Annotated in this window: 16 protein-coding genes and 2 tRNA genes; 10 read left to right on the forward strand and 8 right to left on the reverse strand. The window is 41.3% G+C overall.

Annotated elements, in window-relative coordinates; translation table 11 throughout:
- Positions 1–34: 34 nt before the first annotated feature.
- From HMO_RS0101095 to HMO_RS0101120, 6 genes are all read right to left on the reverse strand, one after another.
- The gene (locus tag HMO_RS0101095) at positions 35–1,102 is read right to left on the reverse strand and encodes a class I SAM-dependent methyltransferase (protein WP_010297556.1); all 1,068 of its coding nucleotides are present in this window, start codon (positions 1,100–1,102) and stop codon (positions 35–37) included.
- A gap of 202 nt (positions 1,103–1,304) precedes the next feature.
- On the reverse strand, positions 1,305–2,897 hold the full coding sequence (gene ctaD / locus HMO_RS0101100) for a cytochrome c oxidase subunit I (protein WP_010297558.1): 1,593 nt from the start codon (positions 2,895–2,897) through the stop codon (positions 1,305–1,307).
- 22 nt (positions 2,898–2,919) lie between these two features.
- On the reverse strand, positions 2,920–3,687 hold the full coding sequence (gene coxB / locus HMO_RS0101105) for a cytochrome c oxidase subunit II (RefSeq protein ID WP_010297560.1): 768 nt from the start codon (positions 3,685–3,687) through the stop codon (positions 2,920–2,922).
- A gap of 110 nt (positions 3,688–3,797) precedes the next feature.
- Entirely contained in the window at positions 3,798–6,929 is a 3,132-nt protein-coding gene (locus tag HMO_RS0101110) for a translocation/assembly module TamB domain-containing protein (RefSeq protein ID WP_010297562.1), read from the reverse strand.
- The gene (locus HMO_RS0101115; RefSeq protein WP_010297564.1) at positions 6,929–8,725 is read right to left on the reverse strand and encodes an autotransporter assembly complex protein TamA; all 1,797 of its coding nucleotides are present in this window, start codon (positions 8,723–8,725) and stop codon (positions 6,929–6,931) included. The genes HMO_RS0101110 and HMO_RS0101115 overlap by 1 nt, the downstream gene beginning before the upstream one ends.
- Positions 8,726–8,779: 54 nt before the next feature.
- Positions 8,780–10,120 carry a sodium:proton antiporter gene (locus HMO_RS0101120; RefSeq protein WP_010297567.1) on the reverse strand — a complete coding sequence of 447 codons (1,341 nt, stop codon included), beginning with the start codon at positions 10,118–10,120 and terminating at the stop codon, positions 8,780–8,782.
- A gap of 307 nt (positions 10,121–10,427) precedes the next feature.
- Here HMO_RS0101120 and uvrC point away from each other — a divergent pair, with 307 nt between their 5' ends.
- The 5 genes from uvrC (at position 10,428) to HMO_RS0101145 (ending at position 15,716) form a co-directional block, all read left to right on the forward strand.
- On the forward strand, positions 10,428–12,290 hold the full coding sequence (gene uvrC / locus HMO_RS0101125) for an excinuclease ABC subunit UvrC (RefSeq protein ID WP_029448105.1): 1,863 nt from the start codon (positions 10,428–10,430) through the stop codon (positions 12,288–12,290).
- Between the two features lie 72 nt (positions 12,291–12,362).
- Positions 12,363–13,049: a hypothetical protein gene (locus tag HMO_RS0101130; protein ID WP_010297570.1), complete on the forward strand. Its 687-nt coding sequence runs from the start codon at positions 12,363–12,365 to the stop codon at positions 13,047–13,049.
- 92 nt (positions 13,050–13,141) lie between these two features.
- On the forward strand, positions 13,142–13,480 hold the full coding sequence (locus HMO_RS0101135; protein ID WP_139016794.1) for a hypothetical protein: 339 nt from the start codon (positions 13,142–13,144) through the stop codon (positions 13,478–13,480).
- Between the two features lie 3 nt (positions 13,481–13,483).
- Positions 13,484–14,029 carry a CDP-diacylglycerol--glycerol-3-phosphate 3-phosphatidyltransferase gene (gene pgsA, locus HMO_RS0101140; RefSeq protein ID WP_010297574.1) on the forward strand — a complete coding sequence of 182 codons (546 nt, stop codon included), beginning with the start codon at positions 13,484–13,486 and terminating at the stop codon, positions 14,027–14,029.
- Positions 14,030–14,111: 82 nt separating this feature from the next.
- Entirely contained in the window at positions 14,112–15,716 is a 1,605-nt protein-coding gene (locus tag HMO_RS0101145; RefSeq protein WP_010297576.1) for a L,D-transpeptidase family protein, read from the forward strand.
- Between the two features lie 20 nt (positions 15,717–15,736).
- On the opposite strand, the gene HMO_RS0101150 is transcribed toward HMO_RS0101145, so the two are convergent.
- Together HMO_RS0101150 and HMO_RS0101155 are read right to left on the reverse strand one after the other, a co-directional pair.
- Positions 15,737–15,813 (reverse strand) — tRNA-Pro (locus HMO_RS0101150).
- Between the two features lie 174 nt (positions 15,814–15,987).
- Positions 15,988–16,077 (reverse strand) — tRNA-Ser (locus HMO_RS0101155).
- A 181-nt stretch (positions 16,078–16,258) separates the two neighbouring features.
- On the opposite strand from HMO_RS0101155, the gene HMO_RS16945 reads away from it, so the two are divergent.
- The 5 genes from HMO_RS16945 to HMO_RS0101180 all read left to right on the forward strand — a co-directional run bounded on the left by HMO_RS16945 (position 16,259) and on the right by HMO_RS0101180 (position 20,282).
- A complete protein-coding gene (locus tag HMO_RS16945) occupies positions 16,259–16,399 on the forward strand; it encodes a hypothetical protein (RefSeq protein WP_010297578.1) in 141 nt (46 codons plus the stop codon).
- Positions 16,400–16,401: 2 nt separating this feature from the next.
- Positions 16,402–17,925, forward strand: coding sequence for a cytochrome ubiquinol oxidase subunit I (locus tag HMO_RS0101165; RefSeq protein WP_010297580.1), 1,524 nt, complete (start codon positions 16,402–16,404; stop codon positions 17,923–17,925).
- Positions 17,926–17,929: 4 nt separating this feature from the next.
- Complete coding sequence (gene cydB / locus HMO_RS0101170; RefSeq protein ID WP_010297583.1) at positions 17,930–19,075, forward strand: cytochrome d ubiquinol oxidase subunit II; 1,146 nt, start codon at positions 17,930–17,932, stop codon at positions 19,073–19,075.
- Between the two features lie 10 nt (positions 19,076–19,085).
- On the forward strand, positions 19,086–19,184 hold the full coding sequence (gene cydX, locus HMO_RS16005) for a cytochrome bd-I oxidase subunit CydX (protein WP_010297587.1): 99 nt from the start codon (positions 19,086–19,088) through the stop codon (positions 19,182–19,184).
- A gap of 378 nt (positions 19,185–19,562) precedes the next feature.
- Positions 19,563–20,282, forward strand: a complete 720-nt coding sequence (locus HMO_RS0101180) for a hypothetical protein (protein ID WP_010297592.1) — start codon at positions 19,563–19,565, stop codon at positions 20,280–20,282.
- The last annotated feature ends 55 nt before the right edge of the window (positions 20,283–20,337 follow it).

A 20,337-nucleotide genomic window follows, 5' to 3' on the forward strand; every position in this document is an offset into this window, starting at 1 on the left:
GCGACTAATCTTAGCAAGCTTATCTTTTCTAAAGTCATAAGGAGGGGCTGACTTTTTTGACCACAATACAGCCGCGATAATGGTTGCCGACTTCCACGTCTAAGGGTTGAACTATCTGGCCTTTAACATCAATGTAATAGCACTTTTCTATCTTAAAGCCAGCTCTCGTGAAAATTGCCGCTAAGTCATCAACCATAAAAAGGTTTTTGACTATATGAAAAGAATTTTCAAGATCAGTTACCGCATTTTTACCCAAATAATAGCCAAAATAAGACCAACCAGGCACTCGCCCACCCTTAACTTTTCTAGGTTTATGGTCTGCTGTAGCATGAGTAGCGCTCATGATTTTCCTGGAATGAATGCTATAGCCTGGATAAAGTCTGCCCTTTGATTTTTTATTCAAGTAAGATTTTACCCATAAGGCATTAAAGTATGGAGAATCTGCACTAATATAAGCTTTGCCACCTTCAACAAGATTATCAAATACTCTTCGCGCAAGTAAGTCACACTGATCCGGCGTTAGAAAATGCAGCACTGCATTACAGACAGCAATTTTATGAGGTCGGGTTGTCCATTGTGTCTGATTTTCTTTGACGATATCTTCGTGAATAACACTGTAATACTGGCGAGCCTCAGCAACCCTATAATTTAGAATATTACGGGTATTACTGTAAATATATTTGTTAGCTTCCTTGGCTGCTGGCAGACTTTTTTCCACTGCATCGACCTTTCCTCCAGCGAGCAGGAGTAAAACCGAAGTATAACCCAACCCGCATCCTAGATCCACAATTGCTACTCTTTCCTGGGATTTTTGGTAAAGGTTAGCTACTTCCTGAAGCATTTCGAGAGCTGCTATAGGCGGAAATGATAATCCCTTATCTTGGTCCTTGACTAAAAGTGTCGGTGCAGGTTGCTCGAGAGGGACTTTGGTTGGTTTTTGGTCTGCAATAACTTTCATGACAGACTCTTTTAACTTTTCATCCTGCCTTACACTTGGATCTACCCATTTATCAATATTCCCTAGGAGATCAGCGCTCAAGCATTGATGATGTGCTATAACACTTAAGACGGCTATTAAGAAGGTAGCGGATATTTTTATCATTTTTTATACTCTCTTGTTAGTTTATTGTTTTTTTATACGAAAATCATAAAAGATGCAAAGTTATTCAGCCTAAAGTAGTCTAAGAAGATGTCCAGCTTGATGAAACTTTAAAAATCCTTACTTGGCACCCCCTGAAAGCTTGCATTAAAAAACTAAAAAGGCTCCAAGATATGAAGCCTTCGCTATTTTTAACTTTTGCAATTTAGCTAATTTTGGGTTGCTCTTCAAAAGAATGGAACTCAGGTGGTGATGGTAATGTCCATTCCAAAGTATCAGCTCCCTCACCCCAAGGGTTAGCTGGACAGGGTTGCTTATCTCTAAAGACGCGGTAAACCACATAGAAGAAAAACAGACCAGCGATACCAGATATGAAGCCGCCAAGGGAAGCAACATGGTTCCAACCCGCAAACGCATCAGGGTAATCAGGAATACGACGCGGCATTCCAGAGAGTCCTAAAAAGTGCATGGGGAAGAATAAGACGTTTACCCCGATAAAGGTCAACCAGAAATGGATTTTACCAAGGCGCTCATTGTATTGATACCCGGACATTTTTCCAATCCAGTAGTAGAATCCTGAAAATAGGCCAAATAAGGCTCCCATTGACAACACATAGTGGAAATGGGCAACCACATAATAGGTATCATGTAAAGCAACGTCGACAGACCCATTAGCCAGAACAATGCCGGTTAAGCCACCAATAGTAAATAATAGGATAAAGCCAGCAGCGAACATCATCGGAACACGGAAACGTAACGCTCCGCCCCACATGGTGGCAATCCAAGAAAACACCTTAATACCAGTAGGCACCGCAATAACCATGGTGGCAATGGTAAAGTAAGCGTTAGCTTTAACGTCCATTCCTACTGTAAACATATGGTGGGCCCAAACCACAAAGCCTAAGATGGCGATGGCGACCATGGCATAAGCCATGCCGAGATATCCAAAAATGGGCTTACGGGCAAAGGTTGAGATCACCTGAGAGATGATGCCAAAGGCAGGCAAGATCATAATATAAACTTCAGGATGGCCAAAGAACCAAAACAAGTGTTGGAATAGTACAGGATCGCCACCACCCGCAGGGGAGAAGAAAGTGGTACCGAAGTTGCGATCTGTAATCAACATGGTGATACCACCCGCCAGGACAGGAACCGCAAGCAGCAACAAGAAAGCGGTAACCAACATGGCCCAGACAAATAGTGGCATCTTATGGAAGGTCATTCCGGGGGCGCGCATATTAAAAATGGTCACAATAAAATTGATTGCGCCAAGGATTGAAGAAGCACCGGCCAAGTGGAGGCTGAAAAGTAAGTAATCGACGGCAGGGCCACTGTGGTATTCGGCATTACTAAGCGGCGGATAAAAAGTCCACCCGGTCCCTGCTCCACCGGCTGTTACCCCTGAAATTAACAGTAAGGCTAAAGAGGGAACCATAAGCCAGAAGCTAATGTTATTCATGCGTGGGAAAGCCATATCTGGTGCCCCGATCATTAAGGGGACAAACCAGTTACCAAAGCCACCAATCAACGCGGGCATGACCATAAAGAAGATCATCAACACCCCATGGGCGGATATGATCACATTATAAAGTTGGTAGTTTTCGCCTAACACTAAACTTCCGGGGTACATTAACTGGGCGCGGATAACCATCGAAGCGGCACCTCCAAGTAAGCCTCCGACCATAGCAAAGATAATGTATAGCGTCCCGATATCCTTATGATTTGTTGATAATAACCATCGCCGCCATCCAGTGGGATGGCCGTGATGATTGTGATCTGCAACAGTTAAACTTGACATACTGCACCTTCTTTTTGAGTATTTATGATTGACTTTGCTTCTTCACCCATGAATCAAATTCTTCTTGGGAGACAACTTTGACTGCTATTGGCATAAACCCATGTTTGACACCACATAATTCTGAGCATTGTCCGTAATAGGTTCCTTCTTTTGAAACTTTGAACCATGTCTCATTCAATCGGCCAGGGACAGCGTCTTTTTTGATCCCAAAGGAAGGGACAGCAAAACTATGCAGAACATTATCAGAGGTTACCAATAAACGGATCGCTTTATTAACTGGAACAACAATCGGGTTATCAACTTCGAGTAAACGTAATTGGCCAGGCTTTATATCGCTACTCGGAATCATCCGGCTATCAAATTCGATCTTATGGTCAGGCAATTCATAAGTCCAATACCATTGACGACCAATCGCCTTAACAGTTATATCGGCATTCTCAATTTTATCACTAAAAAACAGCAATTTAAGTGAAGGTACCCCGATAACCACTAGGATTAACACGGGTAAGAGCGTCCATATAATCTCAATAAAGGTATTATGGGAGACTTTTGACGGCGTCGCATTTCTCTTCTCATTAAATCGCCATAAGGTATAAGCCAATAAAAGGGTTACGAAGACACCGACAGAATAGATAACTATCAGCAAAAGGTTATGCATTTCTGTGATACCCTCCATCGTCGGAGTCGCGGGCGACTGAAACCCGATCTCCCATGGTTTGGGGACGTCGGCAAATGCTGCTGAAATGCCAAAAATTAAAGATAGAACCACCATTAATCTTGAAAAAGCCATCAATCTTATACTACTTAAATAAAATTTCCGCTAAATGCATTGTGACTCGATTTTTTCACTTGCACAAGGGTGTATAGAAATTTTTCTTAATGCGTAGTATTGACGCAGCACTAATAGCGGAACTCCCAACCATAAGCAACAGCACTATTTTGGGTCCCTGTTTCGATCTCTAATTTCGTATTTTTTGTAACGTCTACTTTAGCTTTTAGCTTGGTACCAACTTCTTGCTGAAGGCCTTGTTCAACGCCCACATAAATTTTATCAGATAGCTGTTTACCAATTGTTAAGCTATAGCTTTGTTTTTCATCATCCATAACTTCCGACGTCTCCGCTTTTTGCAGAGAAATATCATCGACTCCGAGCAGCTGGTTTAAGGAATCGAAGGCGCTTCCCTTAAAGTTGCCCGCTTTTACAGCAGCCATAGTGGTCGCTAATTGAAGGCTTTGAGCAGCTGTAACCTCGGCAATCGGTTTATCAAAAAGAATCAGAGCAATAACATCTTCGGTTGGCAATGCAGGCAGCGAAATGAATTCTATTTTTGGGTTATTAGAGGGGCCCGATAAAACTATATAGGCTTCATATTCCCGCACCTGCTTCTTTGTCTTGATATTTAACAAAGGAATTATTTCTCCTTTGACTGTTTGGAAGGAAACGGAGCTTGGGGATAACTGTAAACGCTTTGAGGCAATATCTAATCGGCCGGAGAGGGAGTTAATACTTCCTCCAATCTGCGGGGCATTAAGGGGGCCGAGCACCTTCAGATTGCCTTTCCATTCACTTCGTAAGCCATAACCTTGAATCAGTAGCTTTTTCGGTATATCTATGTCTAAATTCAGCGTTGTTTTTAAATCTGTGTGTTTCTTAGTTTGCTTGCGATGTAATTCTTCCTCCGTTCTAAAGGTGCGGATAGTTTTGGGCTCGTGAGCCAGCTCTGTTAAATTGATTAAAGCAGAATTTACAAGGACTTTGCCTTTGAGCTCATGAGAATGGGGTTGTGGGGTACTGGCGTCAATTTTACCACTAACAGAGACAATGGCTTGATCAGTATTGACAAGCATTAGCTTATCGAACGCGACGTGAATATCTAAGGTTGGAGCCAATAATTCATGCAAATTAGCTTTGCCCTTTACCATAAATTCGCCTTTACGATAATCGCGACCTTTTAGCTCTGGGATAACAAATTCTTGATTAGCAAAAGCTAGGCTGCCGTTGATTCCTTTTAATACTGTGCCGATAGCAGCATTTTCATAATAGCCATCTTTTATATGGAGTTTAATGGTCGGATTGAGAGCTGAAAGTGTTCCTTGGCTGGCATGGTCTATCATCAGCGTCCCTTTTAAGCGGTCACCCCACCAGATTAAACTGTTAAGTGAAGAAAGATCAAAGGAGCCTGCAAGGGTTGATTTGATGACATCAGCATGCTGAGGGATGTAACTGTGAGTATCTATGACAATTTTGCCGTGAAGAGATTCTTTTGCGGAATCACTAAGGTGAGTATCAATTGTGAGGGATCGACTTGAATGAGAAAAATTTATAGCTAGATTGATTAATTTATGGGTTTTGCGTAAATCGCTAACCGTGCCAAAGTTAACCAATTTAAGGCAACCGGCATAATATCCTTTTGAGGGGTGGTCCTGAAATGCTAGTTTGCCAGTAATGTCGCCTTGCCAGACAACATTATTAATGAGAGGGTTAAGTATTTTGGCAGTAACTTTATCGAGAATAATCTCACCTCGCGGCGAAGCTGAGTATTCAACATTATTTAAATTAAGCTGACCATCTAAAAATCTAATCTGGGCATGAGGTACCGATATCCTTTTTTCTTCCCATTTAATGGCAAAGGGACTTTCAACAAAGGCAAGCTTAGTCTTACCTTGGTTTAATATAAAATTATCGATCACAATCTCTTGCCACCATTGCTTCGATGTTAAGTCAATATTAAGCGTGGTCTCGCCCGAGTGTACAGCTAAGGATAAAGGCCCCTGCCCTTGCACAATCTCACTTCTTACCTCAAATTGCTCAATTGTTTTTTTAGGGGCGCTCATTATAATATTCTTGCCCCAAGCTTTAACCATAAGATCTTGGTGGTTATAAGATATATCTAAATTTGCTTCGCCTCTGGTCGGATAATTAACTAAACTACTGATGGGGTAGAGATCGTAGACGGATCCTTGTGCCTGAAAGGTAATCGTCTTACCGTATTGAAGTTTACCCTGAACATCACATCCCATTCCTGTTAAGTGAAGCTGGTCTAAGAAGATGGTGTTATCCTTGAACTTCAGTTCTCCATATAAATCTCCTTCATGCGGCCGAGATTTAAGGTGAACGTGTAAGTTATAGTTCTCTTTTGAGTTGTTTTGCTTTGGCGTAAGGTGAAAGGATAGTTCTTTTTTCAAGCCAAGCTGTACGCTGCCTGCTGCCTTTTTAATATTGCCCTGGTCATCAGCTTTAGCTTCCAGATTAAGTTTAGGATGAGTCCCCAGCAGAGTTTGTAAGTTATTATCAAGAGTGCGAAAATTAATAAGTTCACCTTTTACATGCCCCAAGGCCATCTTAAAATACGTGTCTCCTTTGATGTCCACATCTAAAATTGCTTGACCAGTTTGGATTTTAGAAAACGTCTCTGGCGATAACCGAGCAAAATGCTTTAAGGGCCGATTAATCTTGCCTTTTAAAAGGTAGGTGATGCCCGTTTGATCATAGGTGAACCTGTCCACATGCTCAGGATTATCAGAAAAACGTAAATCGAACTGCATATGATGGTGATCATTAGCGGTAGAGTCCACTCTGCCGTAAAATTCAAAGTTGCCTGTAAAGATAAAAGGACATTCAACAGAGTTTATATGAAGGTCATCAACATTCAACCACGGTAACTTTACAGGATCAGGGTCTGGTGGAAGATCGGGCAAACGCCAAAATGTCAGGCGCTTTGCTGTGAGCTGAGGAAAATGGAGATTACCATACAGAATATCGACGCCTTGCCAATCAATTTTAAGACCATGGATTTCCAGCCAACGGCAATGTTTATCCTTAATTTTAACCTTATCTACTGTTATATCAAAGGGAAAGGCACCGCGGATGCCTCTGATCCTTATATACATCTCAGGGGGGACGATAAGATTAACAATGCCTTGAACTACCCTCGTATTAATCGTTGGGATTTGCAAAATAAGAAGCAACATGGCTACTGCTAAAAACGTCATGCCTAAGAATTTAAAGATATAAGATAAAATGCTTCTCATCAGAAGGCCTGCCCTAAGCTTATATAAAACTGAACTGCAGAATCATAAGACTTTCCATTAATTTTGCGTCTTTTTGAAGGAAAAGCTAAATCGATCCTCAAGGGGCCAATGTCCGTATAATACTTGGCACCGATTCCATAGCCCGATCGGTATTCTTGAGATTTTAAACCTGCTATCCGCTTCTCTGATACCGCTCCCGCTTCCCAAAATAGGGATAAGCCAATGGTCTCCGTAACGCGCCAGCGCGGCTCGATACCAAATTCAATAATCGACTTCCCACCCATTGGGCTACCATTGGGATCAGGTTTACTCAGCTTCTGAAAAGCGTAACCCCGAACAGAGCCACTTCCGCCACCATACCATAAGCGGTTAAGCGGAATATCAGTAAAAGGAATGCCCTCAATCTGTCCTATCCTTTCCCAGGTGGCGATAACAAATTTATCCTTTTTAACCAATCGCCAATATTGGCTTGACATAAGATGCAAACGAAACATCGGGCGGTTTTGAACAAAGTCGCCTAAATAAGGGGCAAAATCAAGGCGTAAACGCCATCCTTTGTAAGGATTAATGCGGTCATTACTGGCATCATAAATATAAGACATTGGCAAGCCACCAAAATATCTTTTAACCCTTCTAAATTTCTTCAGATCAGATAACTCGGCTTCGGCTCCGACCGAATAGGTTGAATATGCATCAACTTTATGTTCCAGACCTACATAATAGTTATATACATATCCATCATAAGCTTTAGTATTTGCCTTTGTCAGAGAGGCTGTTGTCGATAAAGTAAAGTCACGCCATATAACATCTGGGATACGCAATCCAATCGATGCTTTCATTTGGCGCTGTCCTCCTTCGCCGCGGATATAAAAATCTTCACCATTACCGAAAACATTTTTATGCTGCCAGAGTAATTTGCCGCCGATACCTTCTTGAGTCCCATAACGTAGACCAGCAGCCACCCGTCGCGGTGGGGCTTCTTTAACATCAACTTTAAGGTTAGCTCGGTCCCCTTGACTTTCATGAGTTATTATTACGGTGGAAAAAATCTCAGAATCTAATAAAGATCGCCGCGCATTATCTAACTCTTGCTGGTCGTAAAATTCACCTTCTTTAATCGGTAATCGGTTTTTAATATAGCACGTCGATACCGACTGATTGCCAGCAATCGTCAGCTTGCCGTAACGCTTTTTTCCATTGAGATCAATTTTGTAGATTAAGAGTACAGTCCTTTTAGCATCATTTATTCTTCCAAGGGGTTCTTCTACTTTTGCATCCGGATAACCGTGGGTAACAAAGTAGCGATTGAGCAGAATAACAGAATTTATAACTTTATCTAGCCGGACCTGTTCGCCATTGGTGATATTGATAACTTTACGTGCTTTTGCAGGCATGATGGGAATATCATCAGCGCCAGTCATCTCAATATCGACACCTTCAATATGATAAAGCTCACCAGGGGTAACAATGAATTTAATATGCTTTTCTTCCTGAGAGTAATCGAGGATATAATCAACCTTTCCGTTAAAATAGCCGCGATTTTTTAAAGCTTTGCGTAAAAGCTTCAAATCAGCCTCGGCTCGATACCGCAAAGCATTGGTACTGGTGGGAGCTGAGGCATCAGAATGCATAAGCTCTGGTACTGATTTAAAGTAACTTTCTTCGCTTTTGTCACCTAAGACTTCCATTTCAGCATGATATTTGATTTCAGGTAGATTTAAGTCTTTTGGGGTAAACCTTTTATCTTCTTTTGAGGGAAAAAGGTAGCTGCATCCTGCCAAAAATAATGGAGGCACTATCCAGATAAACTCCCTTAAGTATGATTTACCTCTTTTCACGATACTAGCTACCTATTCATATAGAAAAAACCTACAAAAAATTACAAAAGCAGGTAACAATATAGCACAGGACCAAAGCAAATACCCAAAGAAACTCGGCATTTTTTTTACGTACTGCTTCTCAGCAATGGCTTTAACCATAAAATTGGGGGCATTTCCAATGTAGGTCATTGCTCCCATAAAGACTGCTCCGGCGGAAATAGCCATTAAGGTGGGCGCTAAAGTCGTTGCTAAAACTTGCGCATCTCCTCCGGCCATATGAAAGAACACCAAGTAGGTAGGGGCATTATCAAGGAAAGCAGAAAGCCATCCTGTCAACCAGAAGTAAAGAGTATTATCTGGCTGCCCGCCTGGATTGGCTAACTCTAACAGTGGAGCAAAAGGCCCCGCCCTTCCTTGATGGAGCATCTGAATTACCGGGATAATTGTGGTAAATATGCCAATAAATACTTTTGCCACCTCTTTAAAAGGTTCCCATGAATATTGATTATAGTGGCGGACATTCTTGGGAGTGATTTTCCACGATAGGACAGCCAAGGTCAGTAACAGCAGGTCTCTGATAACCTCGGCCCACGTTAAGTCAAAAAATCCTACCTGAGGTGCATCTTTCCAAGAACCGAGGAGCCAAACTGCGATCACTACGCCGGCAAGAATGGGAAGATTACGCAGGCCCGTCATATTAAAACGCCGTTCTCCTTCTTGGCGTGCTTTTGGTTGGGGAGTTTCTTTAGATAACAAATAGTAATCGAGAAGCCAGAATACAGTAATGAGTATCAATAAAAGTTTCACCATGGGGAGAAACAGATGCTGCATTGGCCACCAAAAAGGAACCCCCTGCAAATACCCCAAAAACAAAGGAGGATCACCGAGAGGTGTCAAACTGCCCCCTATATTAGCGACGAGAAAGATGTAAAAGATCACTAGGTGCACTTTATATTTACGATGACGATTCATCTCCAAGAAAGGACGGATGAGGAGCATTGATGCGCCTGTGGTACCAATAAAGCTAGCAAGAAAAGAACCAAAGACTAAAAATAAGCTATTCAGGGAGGCTTTAGCTCGAGTCTTGATGACAATATGAATACCGCCCGTAATGGTATATAAAGCAGCAATCATAAAGATGAAGGGGACATATTCATGCAAAAACATATGCATCCATTCATGACCTACTTCAGCGCCGCCAAATTTACCTATTAAGAAGGTCAGGCTAATTAAGGACCAAAAGATCACAAATCGGAAGTAATTTTTATGCCATATTTCACTGAACAAAATGGGGCCTAGAGAGATGGATAATAAGATCCCGATAAAAGGCAGGGAGTAAATATGTGATGATAATGTCGGCTCAAATATCATAAAAATATAGTATCCGATTAAGGGTTATGAATAATGCTACAATAACTCGCTTTGGTTAATCAGGAAAGATGAAATGAATATTTATCTGATTAAAATTGTGTTTAGTAATTTTAAAAATTATTAACAGTAGCTATAAAATAGATAGCGGCATAGTGTTGTTCTTGAGGACATAATCGTTTATATAGTTATCTATAGAATTGTACTCCCCGGCTAGAGATCGTTTTTTTACAAGATAAAAGATACCCGTAAAGGGAGCATAATTAGTAACCCTCTAATTTTAAGGATCCTGTTATCCTAACACTATTAAATGACATCTGATTGCCAACCATCTGCCTTAGACCACGGAATAAACGTTATTAAATCCGTAGTTAAAACTCTGCCAGAGAAACCCGGCGTTTATCGAATGTATAATAGGGACGATGAGCCGTTATACGTTGGTAAAGCTAAAAGCTTAAAAAAGCGCGTTGTTGCCTATACTAAAACTGACCAATTACCAGTGCGGTTGCAACGCATGGTGGCTGAGACCATTCGCATGGAGATTGTCACCACCCATAGTGAAATAGAAGCCCTGTTGTTGGAAAGTAATCTCATCAAGAAGCTTCAGCCTCGCTATAATATCCTTTTAAAAGACGATAAATCTTTTCCTTATGTGTTAATTACTCAGGATCATAAATACCCAAGAATTGTTAAGCATCGTGGACCCCAGCAAATTAAAGGGCGATATTTTGGCCCCTTTGCCAGCAATGCGGCCGTCGATGAATCATTAATTCTGCTGCAAAAGATTTTTCTGCTGCGTAATTGCACCGATAATTATTTTTCAGGACGGACCCGGCCTTGTTTGCAATATCATATTAAGCGGTGCTCTGCCCCGTGTGTTAACAAGATTAACCCAGAAGATTATAATGAATTGGTCAAACAAGCGATTGACTTCATCTTAGGTAGATCTTCTAAGGTTCAAGAATTTCTGGCTACAAAGATGCATGCAGCCAGTGAAGCGCTGGATTATGAGGCGGCGGCGACTTACCGGGATCGGATTGCCATGATTACGCGGTTGGTTGCACGTCAACGCATAAATGTTGAAGGGATCAGCGATGCTGATGTTGTCGCTATTTTAGAAAACTCTGGCCAAACCTGTGTACAGGTTTTCTTCTTTAGGCATGGACGGAATTTTGGGACAGAGTCTTTCTTTTTAGCCCACGCTCAAGAAGCTTCGTTAGAAGAAAAACTGGCAGCTTTTCTAACACAGTTTTATGCAGAGCGAGAACCGCCTAAGAAAGTCTTATTAAGCTATCAGCCGGAAGAGTTGGATCTAATTAAATCGAGCTGCCGTGAACATTTTGGTAAAGTAACCAGTTGGGAAATCCCCAAAATGGGAACAAAGAAAGAACTGATCGATCATGCGCTCTCGAACGCAAAAGATGCCATCTCTCGTAAGCTAAATGAGTCGAGCTCCATGGCTAAACTTTTTGAAGATGTGGCGTCAACTTTCCAATTATCGGCACGTCCTTCCCGTATAGAAGTTTACGACAATAGCCATGTCCAGGGGACCAACCCTTATGGCGTTATGGTGGTCGCCGATGAAAATGGCTTTAATCGCCGCGCTTACCGCAAGTTTGCTATTAAGGGGGCGCAACCGGGGTTTGGAGGCGATGACTACGCCATGATGCGTGAAGTCTTGTCACGTCGTTTCGCCCGGGCCGATCAGGAAGACTGGCAGCTGCCTGATCTCATGTTGATTGATGGCGGCCTAGGGCAGTTAAATGCTGTCCTTAAAGTAATGGAAGAAATGGATATCAAAGGCGTTACCATTGTTGGCATTGCTAAAGGGGAACAGCGCAATGCTGGACGAGAACGATTTTTTATGGTCGGCCAAGAACCCTTCTCCCTTGAGCATAATTCCCCTACCCTACACTTTCTCCAACGCCTAAGGGATGAAGCTCACCGTTTTGCCATTGGCACCCACCGGGCCGGGCGACAAAAATCTATGATTAAGTCCCAATTGGATGAGATTTCTGGCATTGGTCCTAAACGCAAGAAGGCGCTGCTGCAGCATTTTGGCTCTGTCCGCGGCATCTCCGCCGCCAGTGTGCACGATCTGATGGTGGTGGAAGGCATCAGTGAAGCGGTTGCGAATGTTATTTATAGCCATTTCCATGACACCCTGGGATAATTTTATTGTTTTTTAGAAAAGGTTATAGTAAATAAAATTCTAAATTAATTTTTAGAGTTATTGAGTGGTGAAATGATTTCTAAATACGAAGATATTAAAAAGGCAGGAGAATATTTACAAGAACATACTCGGAAATATCACCTTGAGCTTAATAGAGGATTCAATAAGTTTAAGGCGCCGCTCGGGATTTCGCTAGTCGTCTCAATTATTGCGATGCTTATATCAGTTATTATTTATTCTAATAGATACAAAATAGCGCCAGAAATTTTATGGGATAAGAATTATTTTAATTTAGCATTAATATGTATTGTATATATATTTTCTTTTACATCTATTATTATTTTAATGATTAACGCAGGAGATTACTTAAGATCATTAAATCTTATCCAATATTTAAAATCTAAAGAGTTTGTCCTCTCTTTACGCATTAAAAAATCTTTAGTGTTCTATGTAAAAATAATTCTGTTATGCACTACAATGTCGCTCCATTCTAAAAGTAGGGTAAACAGATTTATAAAAACCATTTTAGGCATTATAACATTTATTATTAAGCTTCCTAAAATTTATGTCTTTGCGGTCCCCTTCCTTTATACTTTATTCTTCTGGCTAATTCTGCATGGGCAGCCAGAGAATGCTCTCTTATTATTGCAGCTATGGGCGATAATAGGGATATTTTCTATATTTTCTTCTGATGAAACAAGAAGCTATATATTTGTTTGCTTGAGTGTAAATTACTTTGTTTTTTGTACTGGTCCTTAAATCTTCTGCTAATGCTCAACAATGTTGATGAAAATTTTTCTCCTTTAAATGCCTTTGCATTTGCACCTTTTCTAGCATATATGGTGTTTTTTGTGAGGCCCCTTGAATATAGTTCTCCCATTGAGCAGCGATCGCGCCAAAGTGTAGTAATGTGTGTTATTCTTAGTATAGTAGCCCCTCAAGCTTTTGAATCATTAATGTCTTTTACATATACCGGCGGTGGCTTGCCAATTGTGATATCTCATCAAAAGCAGCCTGAGACTCACAAAGCGCTCTTGGTTATGGATAGAAAGGACGACTTTATTGCCTTTGATACGGAAACTCAGTCCAGTAAAATTTATGAAAAATCAGATATTTTTTGGCAACTTGAAAAAGCTGCCTTGAACTCCAAAAATAATAATGCCACTATAGTCTCAAACAAGGAGACATAATCCGTGCTAACAATACCCAATATCTTGACATTCATTCGAATTTTATTGATACCGGTGGTGGTAGTTGCGTTTTACGTCGACACTGTATTCTGGCGATGGCTGGCGGTTTTTGCCTTTGCTAGCGCCTGCTTTACCGATTATTTGGATGGCTATTTAGCGCGAGTTCTCAAGCAAAGCAGCAAGCTGGGAACATTTTTAGACCCTATCGCCGATAAACTGTTAGTTGCTACCACCCTCCTCTACATGGCAGGCTATGATAAAATTTCCCGCCTTTCCTTAATCCCTGCTGCCATTATCCTGTGCCGTGAAATTATGGTTTCCGGCCTGCGTGAACATTTGAGTGACATTAATGTCTCATTACCTGTGAGTAACCTGGCAAAATGGAAAACAGCGACTCAAATGTTAGCAATTACTGTTCTGCTGATAGGTGATGTCTCCAAGCGCCCCATCGCCTGGGTGGGCGAATTATTTTTATGGGCTGCGGGGATATTAACCATTATCACTGCTTATACCTATGTGATAAAGACAATTCAGAACTTTGAAGACTAATATTTTTGTCCTGCTTTAAAGATTAATTAACCCTACGACACTATTTTATCGTGAGGATAACCCTGAACAGGACATTATCGTCATGAAGACCATAATTAATCGATTACTTGCAGTGATAATAGTGTGCGGGTCTGCAGCAATGGCAGCGTCTGCTAATTTCTCTGATGCCAATAAACACCTTGAAGCGCTTGTTAGTAGTAATAAGAGCCTGAGTAGCGACACCCGCGAGTTTTACAAGCAGCATAACTATACGGCTGTTTGGTATCCGAACGGGAAAGAAAGTGTTGCCGCTCAAATAGCTAAAAAAGTACTGAAGGAAGCGGATCAAGAAGGATTGGATCCTCTAGATTATCAAGAAGGTTGGGCAGAAAAGAAAGACGCTGACTGGGCTACAGCAGAGATTGCTCTCACAAATACTTTCTTAAGGTTTATTGACCATGTGCGTGTGGGGCGTGTGCCTGCAAAAGATGCTGCTCGCACGATTAAGCTTGTGTCTCCTAAAACAGATCCTGTCAAGTTGCTGACTGAGGCTTTACAAGATGGGGCCAATAAGTTTAATAAGTTGACCCAGATGGCCCCCGATGTTACGGGTTATCAGGATTTAAAGACTCTGCTTCAGACCTTTAAAGCCTTGTCTGCTAAATGGGGAGATCTTCCCAGCTTAAAAAAGACAAAGGTGAAAGTGGGACAATCGGACCCTAATATTGTAGCTCTCAAGAAAATCCTGGTCGCCTATGGCTATTATACAGATGCTAATTTTGATGACGTCTATACTCAGGAGTTATTTAATGCCGTAGTCGACTTTCAGCGCCACAATAATTTAGAAGCTGATGGTGTTATCGGTGAGGATACGGCCCGCGCTCTCAATGTGCCAATTAAACGTCGCATCCAGCAGATTATTATTAATATGGAGCGCCTACGTTGGCTGCCCGATGATTTAGGGGAACGCCATATTATTGTTAATGTAGCCGGTTATGAAGTCTTGGCGGTTACCAATAAGAAAATAGATATCCGTATGCGCTCCATTGTCGGTCAAGTTGGGCGTAAAACTCCGCTATTTTATGCACCATTAAAAAATATTGTGATCAATCCTTCCTGGGGGGTTCCTAAGAGTATTCTAGTGCGTGATAAGCTTCCTAAGATTATTAATGATCCAAGTTATATTGAGCGAGCCGGTTTTACCGTCTATGATAATGCCGGTAATCAATTGGATCCTTACCATGTAGATTGGGAAAGTCACGGTTCTAATATAAACTTAAGGCAAAGGCCGGGCTTTCAAAACGCTTTGGGGCGCATCAAGCTAAATATTGATAATCCCTATGCTATTTATCTCCATGGTACCCCTACAGGCAAGCTGTTTGACAAACCGCGCCGTAATCTCTCATCTGGTTGTATTCGCTTGCAATATCCTAATCAATTGGCTGCTTGGGTGCTTCAAAAGGAGAATGGCTGGAATGAAAACAAAGTTCAGGAACAGATCAATTCCGGGCGTACCATCACGGTCCCTCTTAAAAAGCAGCTGCCAGTTTATTTTACTTATCAGACTGTATGGCTGTCGGACGATGGCAAACCCCATTTTAGTCCTGATGCCTATAAAATGGATGACAATCTAATTGAGCTCTTAAAGCTCAATAGGCAGCCAGTAACAGAAATCGCTAAGAGTAATTATCAAATTAGGTATGCTTGAGAAGATAATTAGAGAGTAAATGGTCGGAACGGCGGGATTTGAACCCACGACCCCTACCCCCCCAGAGTAGTGCGCTACCAGGCTGCGCTACGTTCCGATTTGATAACCGTGAGGTATCATTTCTTGCAGGGCTTATTGCTCTGCATTTTATTTTTAACAACTTACATCAGGAACAGGAATAGGTAATCTTTTTTACTCCTATCCTACGTCTGCTTTCGAAACTTTTCAAGGTACACTTCGTTTTCCACCTTGAAAAATTCCAAATCAAACGTGGCGGAAGGGGTGGGATTCGAACCCACGAAGGAGTTGCCCCCTTGCCGGTTTTCAAGACCGGTGCTTTCAACCACTCAGCCACCCTTCCGTATTAGCATCTGCTAAACATAATTTATTTATTGCTTAAAACTGTCTAGTGCGTCAACTGATTTGTGCTCAATTTGTACATTTTTCAGGTTAAGAGATTTTTAACTGCGACAACCCATCCCTGTACGTCCTCATCAAAATAAAGTTATAGTTAAGTAATATCAATATGTTGGGTTTTTTAAATGCGGCGATATTTTGTGCATCTGGGCGTTATAATTGTGATCAAGGTCATGATCGTTACTTGGATGGCTCAGTGTTTATTTCCAAAAGAAAACCGCATTAAAGTGAATACCTCTTTAATTCAACATAAACTTATGGATTAGCTATGGAAACTATTGTTGATTTATCACGGCTACAATTTGCCGTTACCGCCTTGTACCACTTTCTCTTTGTTCCCCTAACATTAGGATTGTCGTTCATCCTTGCCATTATGGAGAGCGTCTATGTGATGACGGGCAAGGAAATATGGCGAACAATGACTAAATTTTGGGGCGTCCTCTTTGGAATTAACTTTGCCATGGGGGTTGCGACCGGAATTACCATGGAATTTCAATTTGGAACCAATTGGGCCTATTACTCCCATTATGTTGGCGACATTTTTGGATCCTTATTAGCTATTGAAGGATTAATGGCCTTTTTCTTAGAAGCGACCTTTATTGGACTATTTTTCTTTGGCTGGAACAAACTGACAAAGGTACAACATTTAGTTTGTACATGGCTGTTAGCACTAGGTACAAATTTTTCGGCTTTATGGATTCTTATTGCCAATGCTTGGATGCAGAATCCTATAGGATCAGACTTTAATCCAGAATCCATGCGTATGGAGCTAAGCTCTTTTTACCAAGTATTTTTCAATCCGGTTGCGCAATGTAAATTTGTACACACCGTGAGTGCGGGCTATGTAACAGGAGCGATGTTTGTCTTATCAATTAGTGCTTATTATCTCTTAAAAGGAAAGCATACTGATATTGCCAAACGTTCTATAGCTGTCGCCGCCAGTTTTGGCTTGGCCTCAGCATTATCTGTTGTGGTGCTCGGGGATGAAAGCGGCTATACCGCCTCTGAGAACCAAAAGATGAAATTGGCTGCCATGGAAGCAATGTGGGAGACAGAACCCGCTCCGGCCAGTTTTACGCTGTTCGGTATTCCCAGTTTAAAGGACCGCAAAACTTATGCTGAAGTTAAAGTTCCTTGGGTATTAGGATTAATTGCCACCCGTTCATTTGATCAAGAAGTGCCCGGAATTAAAGAGCTGGTAGAGCATGCTAAGATAAGAATTGCTAGTGGTATCGAAGCCTATAAAGCCCTGCAGTTACTCCGGCAAGATAAAAATGATGAAACGGCACAAAAGATATTTACCGGAAACAAAGACAACCTAGGTTATGGTCTTCTTTTAAAGAAGTTTATTGATGATCCCTCGCAGGCTACGTCCGACATTATTGACAAAGCCGCAGAAGCCACAATTCCTAACGTTCCCGTTTTATTCTGGTCATTTCGTTTGATGGTTGGCCTCGGATTATATTTTATCTTGCTGTTTGGCTATGCGTTCTATCGTGCAGCGCGCCGTGATGTGCATACCCATAAGAACTTCCTACGCTTGGCTTTTATCAGTCTTCCCTTACCATGGATAGCTATTGAGTTAGGATGGATTGTGGCCGAATATGGCCGCCAGCCTTGGGCTATAGAGGGCGTCTTGCCTACCTTTTTAGGGGTGTCGAGTGTCTCTCAAGGGCAAGTGCTGACTTCTTTAATAGGTTTTGTCGTTTTCTATAGCATTCTTTTAATTGTTGACCTTTATTTGATGCGTAAATATATCAAAATTGGTCCAGATATCGTTAACCAGAGGTGAAATTATGCCAATACCGTTTGATTTAGATACTTTAAGAATTATCTGGTGGCTCTTGCTTGGCATCTTGCTTATTGGGTTTGCCATTATGGATGGCTTTGATCTGGGCGTTGCTTCTCTCTTGCCCTTTGTCGGGAAAAAAGATGAAGAGCGACGCATTATTATCAATACTGTGGGCCCCGTGTGGGAAGGTAATCAGGTATGGCTAGTGGTCGGTGCCGGCGCAATTTTTGCGGCTTGGCCTATGGTCTACGCTGTGGCTTTTTCAGGGTTTTATATGGCCATGTTTTTGGTACTGGCGGCGTTAATTATTAGGCCGGTAGGCTTTAAATTCCGCAGTAAATTAGCCCATCCTTTATGGCGCTCTATATGGGATTGGGGCATATTTATTGGTGGCTTCGTCCCTGCCCTTGTATTTGGTGTTGCCGTTGGTAATGTATTACAGGGAGTCCCTTTTTATGTTGATCAGCAAATGGTGCCCCATTACGTTGGCAGCTTTTGGGAGCTGTTCACGCCTTTTACCTTGCTCTGTGGTATTGTAAGTGCTTCTATGCTTGTGCATCATGGCGCCTTGTATCTTGCTATTAAGACGGAGCAGACCATCTCTCAGCGCGCCCTCAGAGTTGTTAATTGGACCACCCTCACCACTGTCATTGTCTTTTCTATTGCCGGCTTATATGTTTCAGGGAGCCTCGAAGGTTATATGATTTCATCAAGCTTTATTAAGAATGCTACTTCTAATCCTTTGGCAAAATCAGTGGTTGCTAAAATTGGCGCATGGGTGGCTAATTATTATCAGTATCCATGGATGGTGGCGGCCCCTGCTTTAGGGTTTATAGGGACTATTCTTTCTTGGCATCTTAAAATGCAAGATCGTTTAAAGTTAGCTTTTGTTGCCAGTAGTACGGCAATCCTAGGAATTATTTCTACCGCAGGTTTAAGTATGTATCCCTTTATTATCCCTTCGTCATATGACCCCCACAGCAGCTTAACTTTATGGGACGCCTCTTCCAGCCGAACAACTTTATTTATTATGCTGTGTGCAGTCCTTATCTTCCTGCCTCTCATTGTTGCCTATACAAGCTGGGCCTATAGAGTCCTGGCTGGAAAAGTTACGAGCAAGAGTTTATCTGAAGATATGAATAGTTATTAGGGGGCTTAAGATGTGGTATTTTTCTTGGATTTTGGGGTTAGGTCTGGCTTGTACATTCGCCATCTTAAATGCGATGTGGTTAGAAATGGATGAAAATAAGAAAGAATAAAATTGCTGTTTAGGGGGGAGTGTTTATCTCTCTCCCCTTATTGCTGTTCTGACATTTCTACGATTTTCAGTAGATCACACGGGTATTTATTAGCAATAATTTTTAGTTTAAAGCAGTTGTATTCTCGTCTTCTTAACTGAATATAGATACACTTTCATGATTAAATTGCCATTTAAGTCTTGATTTAATTTTTAAATAGAGCCTATACTGCTCATATTTTACAATAATAAAGATTAAATTTAATTCTCATTTTATTTAGGCATTTTTCCAGTTTTAGGTTCATATCATGGTTGCTTATCATTAAAACGTTTTTCCACTTAATCCAAGATTTTTAAAAAGCTTATTGTTTCTCATTGCTATGTAGTGTTGTTAATTCTCATGTTAAATGTATTTACTTATGTATCTATAGTGCTATTTGGTGGCTATGCTCTAACAGCATATCCTAATGATGCTATTAATGCTTCTCCTAACGATAACTTTTACATTTTTCCCTCCGCAGTATCTCCAGGGCCACAAATAGAGGCTGATTCTGATCTGCCGGAAGAGTTTGTCCGTGTGGGAACAACTAAAGGGTTCCAGTGGTGCTTCAAATATAAAGCACAAAACGGTGAGGCTTACTTTAAAAATAAATGGGGAGCAGTTTTTTATGGAGATCCGAGCTTGGCTCAAGACGCTTCTAAAAAACAAGTGTTCTCTTTAGATACTCTTCAAGTTCATCTAGATCTGGATTGGAAAAGCAATGGTATTACTTGTTACACTTGGCACGCTGCTAGTCAAGTTATTGAAGCAGTCAAGTTGGCAATAATGCATAATTCTTATATATGCATGGCATTGTTTACCCATTTTCTCGATAATAATACCTCTGTTTTATATGGCAGTGGCCCAACAATTTATATTAATGGAAACTGGGATAGAATCCCTGTGCATATACGTGCTCATAAATTATACGAGACCTTTGTAGGGGCCTATAAGCTGTCCATAAAAAGGAATATAAGTAGCCAGTTTTTTAGTGAAATAGTGCCTGAAAAACAGGAGCCATTTGTTAATCTACATCAACTTCAAGATAGATTAACTTTTTGGTGTGAAAGACATTCATAAAACTGAATAGCGCCTCTGGAAAGCTGGAAAATCTCTTATTCTTCTCAATACTTAA

Source organism: Candidatus Odyssella thessalonicensis L13 (assembly GCF_000190415.1).
In the GTDB taxonomy this organism is placed as follows: Bacteria; Pseudomonadota; Alphaproteobacteria; order Paracaedibacterales; family Paracaedibacteraceae; genus Paracaedibacter; species Paracaedibacter thessalonicensis.